Raw genomic sequence first — 9,615 nt, 5'->3', positions numbered from 1 at the left:
GTCCCTCTCCCGGACGGGAGAGGGGACCCGCGCCCGATTCCCCGCCGGGGGCGGGCCAGATCAGGGAGACCGTCTCGGCGAGGTCGCCGACGTAGTTGTGCGAGAGGCGGAACAGCGTCGGGTCGACCCGCTCCTCCGCGAGGCCGCGGATGAGGGCGGGCTTCGCCTCCCGGAAGGTCAGGCCGCCGGTCATGGCGGCGAGCGCGTAGCCGCGCTCGGGGTCGGGCGTGTGCGAGAAGTAATCCTGCAGGAGGCGCAGCTTGGCGTTGCGGCGCGGCTCGTAGGCGAGGCGGTCGAGGAGATGGGCGAAGTCGTTCACGCCTGCGCCTCCGCGGCCTCGGGCGCGGGGGCCGCCTCGGCGTCGTCGTCGCCGTAGCCAAGGAGGTGCAGGGGCTTGGCCCGGATGCCCTGCAGGCCGCACCAGTGGACGAGGGCGTCCTCCTGCCCGTGCGTCACCCAGACCTCCTCGGCGCCGGTCTCCCGGATGGTGCGGCACAGGTCCGGCCAGTCGGAATGGTCGGAGATGACGAGGGGCAGCTCGACGCCCTTCTGGCGGGCGCGCGCCCGCACCCGCATCCAGCCCGAGGCGAAGGCGGTGACGGGGTCGGGGAACTTGCGCGACCACAGGTCCTGGATCGCGGAGGGCGGGCAGAGCACGATCGCGCCGTGCAGCCCGCCCCGCTCGGCCGCCACCACCTTCGGGGTCTCCCCGAGGGCGATGCCCTCGCGCTTGTAGAGCTTGGTCAGCCGCTCCATGGCGCCGTGCAGGTAGATCGGCCGGTCGTAGCCCGCCTCCCGCAGCAGCGCCATCACGCGCTGCGCCTTGCCCAGCGCGTAGGCGCCGACGATGTGGGCGCGCTCCGGGAACAGGGCCACGGATTCGAGGAGCTTGGCGACCTCGCCGCCCGTGTCGGGCATCCGGAAGACGGGCAGGCCGAAGGTCGCCTCGGTGATGAACACGTCGCAGGGCACCACCTCGAAGGGTAGGCAGGTCGGGTCGCGCGCCCGCTTGTAGTCGCCCGAGACGACGACGCGCACGCCCTCGGCCTCGATCGCGATCTGGGCTGAGCCGAGCACGTGGCCGGCGGGCGCGAAGCGCACCGTGACGCCGCCGACGCGGATCGGCTCCCCGAGCCGCGCCTCCTGCCGGGTGCCGCAGAAATCCTCGCCGTAGCGCACGGCCATGATCCGCAGGGTCTCGGGCGTGGCGAGCACGCTGCCGTGGCCCGAGCGGGCGTGGTCGGCGTGGCCGTGGGTGATCAGCGCGCGGGGCACCGGCCAGGTCGGGTCGACGTGGAAGCGGCCGAGCGGGCAGTAGAGCCCTTCGCGGGTGAGGGTGAGGAGATCGCTGGCGCGTAACGGCATCGGGGCGGTGATATAGGGCGCGGGACCGCACCGGCACCGCATCGCATCCCCGGCCCACCCATGCCCTCCCAGCACTCCTCCGGCGACCTCCTCGCCGACCGCCGCTACGCCTACGCCGAGGCCTGCCTGGCGGAGGGCGACGCGCGCGGCGCCGCCGAGATGGCCGAGCAGGCCCTCGACCTCGCGCCGCGCTTCGCCCCGGCCTGGCTGCTGCTCGGCCGGGCGCGGGAGGCGCTGCACGCCGCGAGCCGGTCGCCCGCCGACCTGCAGGGCGCGCTCGGCGCCTACGCCAACGCCCTCGACCTCGACCCCGAGGACCGGCTCGGCAGCCGGCTGCGCCTCGCGCAGCTCGGCGTCGGGGACCGGCTCGCGGCGATCTCCCCGGCCTACGTGCGGGCCCTGTTCGACGGCTACGCCGCGCGCTTCGAGCGCCACCTCGTGGGCGACCTCGGCTATCGCGGCCCCGAGATGCTGCGGGCGGCCCTCGACGCCGTGGCCGGCCCGGAGCGACGCTTCGCGCGCGCGCTCGACCTCGGCTGCGGCACGGGCCTGATGGGCGCCGCGCTCGCCGGCCGCGTCGGCCGCCTCGACGGCGTCGACCTCTCGCCCCGGATGCTGGCGCGGGCCGAGCGGCGCGGCCTCTACCACGGCCTCGTCTCGGGCGACCTGGCGGACGCGCTCGCCGGGACGGAGCCGGGCTCGCTCGACCTCGCGGTGGCGGCCGACGTCTTCATCTACCTCGGCGACCTGCGGCCGGTCCTCGCCGCCGTCGCCCGGGCCCTCGCGCCGGCGGGCCTCTGCGCCTTCACGGTGCAGTCGCACGGCGGCCCGGGCGTCACGATCGGCGAGGACGGGCGCTACGCCCATTCCGACGCGGAGGTGCTGGCGGCGGCCGCGGCGGCGGGCCTCGCGCCCCGGCACTTCGCCGAGGGCGCGATCCGCCGCCAGAACGGCCGGGGCGTGCCCGGCCGCGTCGTCGTGCTCGGGCTCCCGGACACGGTTGCGTGAGAAGGCCCGGAATCCGCCGACGCGCCGCAACCCAGCCGAGCTTCGCCGGTTAAGCGGCCTGGCCGTTCGGGGAGACGCCGCCCGTAAGGGGGGCGGCGCAGGCGGGGGGATCGATGGCACAGGTCGAGGACAAGTCGTTTCCGGCGAGCGCGAAGACGCGCGTTCCCCTGGCCCTCGCGCTCGCGGGGCTCGCGGGCTGCGCGGACTCGATCGGCTTCCTCGAATACTCCCAGCTCTTCATGTCCTTCATGTCGGGCAACACCACCCGCTTCGGCGTCTCGGTGGCGACCTCCGACTGGGAGAACGTCGCCCGCGTCTGCACGACGATCCTCGTCTTCTGCTTCGGCGCCTTCCTCGGCACGCTGATCGCGGCCGCGGTCGGGCCCTGGCGCCTGCCGGTCCTGCTCTCGATCGAGGCGGCGCTCCTGGCGGTCGGGCTGGTCAGCCCCTGGGGCACCTTCTCGTTCCCGCTGCACGCCTACCCGATCGTGCTGGCCCTCGGCCTGCAGAACGCGACGCTCCAAGACGCCAACGGCAACAGCATCGCGCTGACCTACGTGACGGGCGCCGTGGTCCGGTTCGGCACGGGGCTCGCCAACCTGATCCTGCACAAGCCGAACCCGTCCTTCTGGATCCAGGCCCCGCTCTGGGGAGCGCTGAGCACCGGCGCCGTGGTGGGGGGCGCCCTGCAGATGCGCTACGGCGAGAGCGCCTTCCTGTTCCCGGCGGTGCTGGCGGCGGTGCTGGCCGTGATCGCGACGGGCCTCGCCCTCGCGAGGCCCGGCAGCCACCTGATCGCCGGCAACTCCCCGGCGCCGGACGCAGCGCCGACCGCCAAGCTCCTCCACGCCGTCACGGAGGCCTGACCCAGGGCGAGATTACTCCTCCGACCCGCTCCCGCGCAGGCGCTTGACCGCGCCGCGGCGCGTCTTCTCCTCCAGGCGGCGCTTCTTCGAGGCGAGGGTGGGCCGCGTGGCCCGGCGCGGGGTCGGCGGCACCGCCGCCTCCGCCACCATCGCGGCGAGGCGCTCGCGGGCGTCGGCCCGGTTGCGCTCCTGCGTGCGGAAGCGCTGGGCCGTGATGACGAGGACGCCGTCGCCCGTCAGCCGCCGCCCGGCCAGCCGCATCAGGCGCACCGCCACCGCGTCGGGCAGCGAGGCCGAGCGGCGCACGTCGAAGCGCAGCTGCACGGCGGTGGAGAGCTTGTTGACGTTCTGCCCGCCGGGGCCGGAGGCGCGCACGAAGCTCTCCTCCAGTTCCGCCTCGTCGATGGCGATGTGGGGGGTGCACTGGAGCGCCACGATCACCATCTCTCGTGCATGGAAACAGCGCCCGGAACGGCCTCGTCCTAGGCCGCCTCGGCGGGGGTGCGCGCCCGCACCGCCAGCGCGTGCAGGCCGCGCTTGAACGCGCCGTCCAGAAGACCGTTGACGAGCCGGTGGCGCTCCACCCGGCTCTTCCCCTCGAACGCCGCCGAGACCACGTCGAGGCGGAAATGGGTCTCGCCCGATTCGCGCCAGCCCGCGTGGCCGGCGTGGAGGTGGGACTCGTCCACCACGTCGAGATGCGTCGGCGCGAGCTCCGCGGCGAGCGTCGCGGCGATCCAGTCCCTCAGCGTGCCGCCCTCAGGCATACCACTCTCCCGCTCCGGAGCGACTCGTGCGCTCGGGCGGCGCGTCAAGCCCCGATGTCCGCATGCGTCATCAGGCCCGCCGCCCTTGTGTCTCCGGTCCGCCCCCTCATAATCGCCCTGCCATGGATCTCAACTCGCGCCTGTTCGACAGCATCCGCATCAAGCCGTCCTGCGACGAGCCGAAGTCGGCCGAGCCCGCCTGCGACACCCCCGGCTGCACGCATCCGGGCCTCTACCGGGCGCCCAAGGGCCGCAAGGCGGAAGGGCAGTACTGGCGCTTCTGCATCGACCACGTGCGCGCCTACAACGCCGCCTACAACTACTTCGACGGGATGAACGACGCCGCCGTCCAGGCCTACCAGAAGGACGCGATCATCGGGCACCGGCCGACCTGGGCGATGGGCGCGAACGGCGCCGCCGCGGGCACGAAGCGCAAGACCGAGCCGCCGCGGGACTGGGCCTACGTCGACCCGCTGGGCATCCTGCGGGCGGAGGGCGTCGGCGAGACCGCCCGCCGCGCCAAGGCGGAGCCGCAGCGCCCGCGCCTCTCGGGCGCCGTGCGCCGGGCCCTCGACGTGCTCGGCCTCGACGAGACCGCGGATCCGGCCGCCATCAAGGCGCAGTACAAGGTGCTGGTGAAGCGCTTCCACCCGGACGCCAACGGCGGCGACCGCTCCTTCGAGGAGCGCCTGCGCGACATCATCCGGGCCCACGACACCCTGCGGGCGGCCGGGCTCTGCTGAGGCGTCCGGCACGAAGGATGCACGCGGCGAGCCCGTCCCGGGGCCTGCCCTGCGCGCGGGGGAGGCGCCAAACGGCGCGCGACACCCTATATGCCGGGCTCGCAAGCCCGGTGGCGTCGCGCGGCGCCGGCGATTAAGGAGGGCCGGGCCCGTCTGCCGCGAGAGGGCGGCGGGCTCGAGCCGTGAGACATCCGCGAGGCTCCGCGCGTGGCGCGGGCGCCCGCCCCGACGAGGTCCCGTATGCTTTCTGACGACACGCCCGCCTCGCTGCCCGACCGGACCGTTTCCGTGCGCGAGGTCTTCGGCATCGACATCGACCTCAAGGTGCCCGCCTTCTCGGAGGCCGAGGAGCACGTCCCGGATCTCGACCCGGACTACATCTTCGACCGGGAGACCACGCTGGCGATCCTGGCGGGCTTCGCGCGCAACCGCCGCGTGATGATCACGGGCTACCACGGCACCGGCAAGTCGACCCACGTGGAGCAGGTCGCCGCGCGCCTGAACTGGCCCTGCGTGCGGATCAACCTCGACAGCCACGTCTCGCGCATCGACCTCGTCGGCAAGGACGCGATCGTCCTGCAGGACGGCAAGCAGGTCACCGCCTTCCAGGACGGCATCCTGCCCTGGGCGCTGCAGAACAACGTCGCGCTCGTCTTCGACGAGTACGATGCCGGCCGCCCGGACGTGATGTTCGTGATCCAGCGCGTGCTGGAGGTCTCGGGCCGCCTGACGCTCCTCGACCAGAAGCGGGTGATCCGCCCCCACCCGGCCTTCCGGCTGTTCGCCACCGCCAACACGGTGGGCCTCGGCGACACGTCGGGCCTCTACCACGGCACGCAGCAGATCAACCAGGGCCAGATGGACCGCTGGTCGATCGTGACGACGCTCAACTACCTGCCGCACGACCGCGAGGTGGACATCGTCCTGTCCAAGGCGACCCACTACCGGGGCGAGCAGGGCCGCGACACGGTCAACCGGATGGTGCGCGTGGCGGACCTGACCCGCAACGCCTTCATGAACGGCGACCTCTCGACCGTGATGAGCCCGCGCACGGTGATCACCTGGGCGGAGAACGCCGACATCTTCCGCGACATCGGCTTCGCCTTCCGGGTCACCTTCCTCAACAAGTGCGACGAGCTGGAGCGGCCGCTGGTGGCCGAGTTCTACCAGCGCGCCTTCGGCAAGGAGCTGCCGGAGAGCGCCGTCAACGTCGCGCTCAGCTGAGCCGGCATGGAGGACGCGATGGCGCACCCGGCCCCGACGCGCGAGGACGCCCCGGCGGCCCCCTCCGCCGACGGCCGCACGCGCCACGCGGACGACCTCTACACCTGGGTGCAGGAGCAGGTCGCCCTGCTCCGCGCCGGTGAGGTGGCGCTGCTTGACCTCGACAACATCGCCGAGGAGCTGAGCGACGTGGGCCTGAGCGAGTATTACCGGCTTCAGAGCGCCGTCGAGATCATCCTTCTTCATATGCTGAAATGGGATCATCAGCCCGAACGGCGCAGCCGGAGCTGGGCTCTCAGCATCGCCGAGCATCGCGAGCGGGCTCTGATCCAGATGCGGAAGAGCCCGGGCCTCAAGTCGAGCCTCGACGAGGTGCGCCTCGATGCCTTCCGGCTGGCTCGCCTCGGCGCCGCCCGACAGATGAAACGGGCGCCGAGATCCCTGCCCGCGGAGTGTCCCTACACCTGGGACGACATCCTCGAGCGCCCCTTCGACCTCGATTCGGTGAAGCAGTAGCCGCGTGTCCATCTCGAACCGCAAGCCCGGCGAGCGCCGCGAGCCCGTCGCCGAACCCCTGAAGCGCTCGGTCGCCGGGTGCCTGCGCGCCATCGCGCGGCGCTCCGAGGTCGAGGTCACCTACGCCACCGACCGGCCGGCGCTCACCGGCGACAAGGCGCGCCTGCCCGAGCCGCCGCGCAAGCTCTCGGCCGCGGACGTGGCGGTGCTGCGCGGCAACGCCGACGCGATGGCCCTGCGCCTCGGCTGCCACGACGCGGCCGTGCACCGGCGCCTGGCGCCCGAGAGCTCCGCCGCCCGCGCCGTCTACGACGCCGTGGAGCAGGCCCGCGTCGAGGCGATCGGCTCGCGCCGGATGGCGGGCGTCGCCAGCAACATCACGGCGATGCTGGAGGACCGCTACCACCGCGGCGGCAAGTACGAGCAGATCACCGACCGGGCCGACGCACCGATGGAGGACGCGGTCGCCCTGATGGTGCGCGAGCGCCTGACCGGGCAGGCCCCGCCCCCCGCCGCCCGCAAGATCGTCGAGCTCTGGCGCGACCATATCGAGGACAAGGCCGGCAAGGACCTCGACGGCCTCATCGGCTCGCTCGAGAACCAGCGCGCCTTCGCCCGCTCGGTGCGCGACCTCCTCTCCTCCCTCGACATGGCCGACGAGACCCCGTTCGACCCGGAGGACGAGGAGAACGAGGACAAGAACGAGGCCCAGGACGAGGAGCAGAGCCCCCAGGAGGGCGAGGCCGAGGAACAGAGCCAGGGCGACCGGGCCGAGGTCCAGACGACGGAGGAGGCCTCCGACGACATCGAGGAGGGCGCCACCGAATCCGCCGACGCGCCGTCCGGCGAGATGCCCGAGGATTCGGAGGACGCCGACTCGGAGGAGGCCTCCGAATCCTGGCGGCCGCCGAGCCAGCGCGCGAACGAGCAGCGGGGCCCCGACTACAAGGTGTTCAACCCGCGCTTCGACGAGATCATCCACGCCGAGGAACTCTGCGACGCGGACGAGCTCGCGCGGCTGCGCACCTACCTCGACAAACAGCTCGCCCACCTGCAGGGCGTCGTCGGCCGCCTCGCCAACCGCCTGCAGCGGCGCCTGCTCGCCCAGCAGAACCGCGCCTGGGACTTCGACCTGGAGGAGGGCCAGCTCGATCCGGCCCGCCTCGTGCGCGTGGTGATCGACCCGTTCCAGCCCCTCTCCTTCAAGCAGGAGAAGGACACGAACTTCCGCGACACGGTCGTCACCCTGCTCCTCGACAATTCGGGCTCGATGCGCGGGCGACCGATCACCGTGGCGGCCACCTGCGCCGACATCCTGGCGCGCACGCTGGAGCGCTGCGGCGTGAAGGTCGAGATCCTCGGCTTCACCACCCGCGCCTGGAAGGGCGGCCAGTCCCGCGAGGCCTGGCTCGCGACCGGAAAGCCCGCCTCGCCGGGGCGCCTCAACGACCTGCGCCACATCGTCTACAAGGCCGCCGACGCGCCCTGGCGGCGCGCGCGCAAGAACCTCGGCCTGATGATGCGCGAGGGGCTCCTCAAGGAGAACATCGACGGGGAGGCCCTCGACTGGGCGCACAAGCGCCTGCTCGCCCGGCCCGAGCAGCGCAAGATCCTGATGGTGATCTCGGACGGCGCGCCGGTCGACGACTCGACCCTCTCGGTCAACGCCGGCAACTACCTCGAGCGGCACCTGCGCTGGATGATCGAGGACATCGAGACGCGCTCGCCCGTGGAGCTCCTCGCCATCGGCATCGGCCACGACGTGACGCGCTACTACCGGCGCGCCGTCACCATCATCGACGCCGAGGAGCTCGGCGGCGCCATGACCGAGAAGCTCGCGGAGCTGTTCGAGGAGGACGGGGCGCCGGCACCCGTCCGGGCCCCGATCCGCGCCGCCGCCGGGCGCCGCTAGGCGCCCGGCGCCGGCAGGCCGAGCCCGGTCTCGAGGCGTCGGAGCGCCCGCACGAACACGGCCGGGTCGTCCACCGCCCGGGCGAGGACGAGGGCGCCCTGGATCGCCGAGACCACGTGCTCGGCGGCCTCCTCCGGCTCGCCGTGCCCTGCCCGTCGGAGGGCGCCCGCCAGGGCGTCGCGCCAGGCGGCGAAGTAGCCGTCGATGCGGGCGGCGAAGCGGTCGCGCACCTCGCCGAGGGCGAAGGCCCCGACGAGGCAGACCCGCCGGCCCGAGCGGAAATAGGCGTCCGTCTCCCGGAACATCCGGCGGATCGCGGCCGGCGCGTCGGCCTCCTCGCGCAAGGGCGCGTAGACGGCCCGCTCGAACCAGCCCTCGATCTCGGCGAGCACCGCCCCCGCCATCTCCTCCTTCCCCCCGGGGAAGAAGTGGTAGAGGCTGCCCTTGCCGAGGCCGGTGCGGGCCGCGATCACCGACAGGCTCGCGCCCTCGTAGCCGTACTCGCGAAAAACCTCGGCGAGGGCGGCGACCGCGTCGGGGCGCTCGTTGACGGTGCGGGCCACGGGAAGCCTCGGCGCCTCAGAGGCCGAGCTCGGTCAGGCCGGGATGGTCGGCCGGGCGCGGGCCGGACCGGTCCCAGCGAAACACCCGGTCGGACTCGCGGATCGCGAGGTCGTTGATGCTGGCGTGCCGCACGCGCATCAGGCCGTTGCCGTCGAACTCCCAGTTCTCGTTGCCGTAGGCGCGGAACCAGGCGCCCGCCTCGTCGTGGAACTCGTAGGCGAAGCGCACGGCGATGCGGTCGTCGGCGTGCGCCCAGATCTCCTTGATCAGCCGGTACTCGTGCTCGCGCTGCCACTTGCGCGTCAGGAACGCCACGATCGCCGGGCGCCCCTCGAAGATCTCCGCCCGGTTCCGCCAGCGGCTGTCGACCGTGTAGGCGAGCGAGACCCGCTCGGGATCGCGCCCGTTCCAGGCATCCTCGGCGGCGCGGACCTTCCGGATGGCGGTCTCGCGGGTGAAGGGCGGGAGCGGGGGTCGCGTCTCGGACATGGATCGCCTCGTGTGGCTTACCGATCGGAACTGTGTGTACCGATCGGTAAAGAATGCGTTCGGCGGCGTCAAGGCCCGGCTCCCGCCTCTGCGGTACGGGAGAGAACCCGCGACGGATCGTTTCAGGTGAGCGCCGGCGGAGCCGGGGCCCACCTCTCCCG

11 protein-coding genes and 1 pseudogene are annotated in these 9,615 nt (G+C 73.0%); 6 read left to right on the top strand and 6 right to left on the bottom strand.

The features are described from left to right. A pseudogene (locus tag MOX02_RS14795) lies at positions 1-319 on the bottom strand (ATP-dependent DNA ligase); the annotation flags it as partial. Further along, a complete protein-coding gene (locus MOX02_RS14790) occupies positions 316-1,365 on the bottom strand; it encodes a ligase-associated DNA damage response exonuclease (protein ID WP_147026561.1) in 1,050 nt (349 codons plus the stop codon). The pseudogene MOX02_RS14795 and the gene MOX02_RS14790, both read right to left, overlap by 4 nt. A 60-nt stretch (positions 1,366-1,425) precedes the next feature. Between MOX02_RS14790 and MOX02_RS14785 the strand changes: the two genes are divergently transcribed. Further along, positions 1,426-2,373, top strand: a complete 948-nt coding sequence (locus MOX02_RS14785) for a class I SAM-dependent DNA methyltransferase (RefSeq protein ID WP_147026560.1) — start codon at positions 1,426-1,428, stop codon at positions 2,371-2,373. Between the two features lie 113 nt (positions 2,374-2,486). Beyond that, positions 2,487-3,239: a YoaK family protein gene (locus MOX02_RS14780; RefSeq protein WP_147026559.1), complete on the top strand. Its 753-nt coding sequence runs from the start codon at positions 2,487-2,489 to the stop codon at positions 3,237-3,239. Between the two features lie 12 nt (positions 3,240-3,251). On the opposite strand, the gene arfB is transcribed toward MOX02_RS14780, so the two are convergent. Both arfB and MOX02_RS14770 read right to left on the bottom strand, forming a co-directional pair. Next, entirely contained in the window at positions 3,252-3,683 is a 432-nt protein-coding gene (gene arfB, locus MOX02_RS14775; protein ID WP_147026558.1) for an alternative ribosome rescue aminoacyl-tRNA hydrolase ArfB, read from the bottom strand. Positions 3,684-3,721: 38 nt separating this feature from the next. Further along, positions 3,722-4,006 (bottom strand): BolA family protein, encoded by a 285-nt coding sequence (locus MOX02_RS14770; RefSeq protein WP_147026557.1) that lies wholly within the window; start codon positions 4,004-4,006, stop codon positions 3,722-3,724. 122 nt (positions 4,007-4,128) lie between these two features. Between MOX02_RS14770 and MOX02_RS14765 the strand changes: the two genes are divergently transcribed. The 4 genes from MOX02_RS14765 to cobT all read left to right on the top strand — a co-directional run bounded on the left by MOX02_RS14765 (position 4,129) and on the right by cobT (position 8,401). Further along, the gene (locus tag MOX02_RS14765; protein WP_147026556.1) at positions 4,129-4,749 is read left to right on the top strand and encodes a J domain-containing protein; all 621 of its coding nucleotides are present in this window, start codon (positions 4,129-4,131) and stop codon (positions 4,747-4,749) included. A 240-nt stretch (positions 4,750-4,989) separates the two neighbouring features. Then, positions 4,990-5,973, top strand: coding sequence for a cobaltochelatase subunit CobS (cobS, locus tag MOX02_RS14760; protein ID WP_147026555.1), 984 nt, complete (start codon positions 4,990-4,992; stop codon positions 5,971-5,973). Between the two features lie 6 nt (positions 5,974-5,979). Beyond that, complete coding sequence (locus tag MOX02_RS14755) at positions 5,980-6,489, top strand: DUF29 domain-containing protein (RefSeq protein WP_244948440.1); 510 nt, start codon at positions 5,980-5,982, stop codon at positions 6,487-6,489. 4 nt (positions 6,490-6,493) lie between these two features. Next, a complete protein-coding gene (gene cobT, locus MOX02_RS14750; protein WP_147026554.1) occupies positions 6,494-8,401 on the top strand; it encodes a cobaltochelatase subunit CobT in 1,908 nt (635 codons plus the stop codon). On the opposite strand, the gene MOX02_RS14745 is transcribed toward cobT, so the two are convergent. Further along, on the bottom strand, positions 8,398-8,964 hold the full coding sequence (locus MOX02_RS14745) for a TetR family transcriptional regulator (RefSeq protein WP_147026553.1): 567 nt from the start codon (positions 8,962-8,964) through the stop codon (positions 8,398-8,400). The two genes, cobT and MOX02_RS14745, sit on opposite strands and share 4 nt — an antisense overlap. A gap of 16 nt (positions 8,965-8,980) precedes the next feature. Continuing rightward, on the bottom strand, positions 8,981-9,454 hold the full coding sequence (locus MOX02_RS14740) for a nuclear transport factor 2 family protein (RefSeq protein ID WP_147026552.1): 474 nt from the start codon (positions 9,452-9,454) through the stop codon (positions 8,981-8,983). Positions 9,455-9,615: the final 161 nt, after the last annotated feature.

It is taken from the genome of Methylobacterium oxalidis, assembly GCF_007992195.1.
Lineage (GTDB): Bacteria > Pseudomonadota > Alphaproteobacteria > Rhizobiales > Beijerinckiaceae > Methylobacterium > Methylobacterium oxalidis.
Note: the sequence above shows the minus strand (reverse complement) of the source record. Positions and strands in the feature narration are given on the sequence as shown.

Excerpts from the sequence above, each read along its gene's own strand:
- arfB (WP_147026558.1), bottom strand. The coding sequence starts at position 3,683 with ATGGTGATCGTGGCGCTCCAGTGCACCCCCCACATCGCCATCGACGAG.
- MOX02_RS14780 (WP_147026559.1), top strand. The coding sequence starts at position 2,487 with ATGGCACAGGTCGAGGACAAGTCGTTTCCGGCGAGCGCGAAGACGCGC.
- MOX02_RS14790 (WP_147026561.1), bottom strand. The coding sequence starts at position 1,365 with ATGCCGTTACGCGCCAGCGATCTCCTCACCCTCACCCGCGAAGGGCTC.
- cobS (WP_147026555.1), top strand. The coding sequence starts at position 4,990 with ATGCTTTCTGACGACACGCCCGCCTCGCTGCCCGACCGGACCGTTTCC.
- MOX02_RS14740 (WP_147026552.1), bottom strand. The coding sequence starts at position 9,454 with ATGTCCGAGACGCGACCCCCGCTCCCGCCCTTCACCCGCGAGACCGCC.
- MOX02_RS14785 (WP_147026560.1), top strand. The coding sequence starts at position 1,426 with ATGCCCTCCCAGCACTCCTCCGGCGACCTCCTCGCCGACCGCCGCTAC.
- MOX02_RS14765 (WP_147026556.1), top strand. The coding sequence starts at position 4,129 with ATGGATCTCAACTCGCGCCTGTTCGACAGCATCCGCATCAAGCCGTCC.
- MOX02_RS14770 (WP_147026557.1), bottom strand. The coding sequence starts at position 4,006 with ATGCCTGAGGGCGGCACGCTGAGGGACTGGATCGCCGCGACGCTCGCC.
- MOX02_RS14755 (WP_244948440.1), top strand. The coding sequence starts at position 5,980 with ATGGAGGACGCGATGGCGCACCCGGCCCCGACGCGCGAGGACGCCCCG.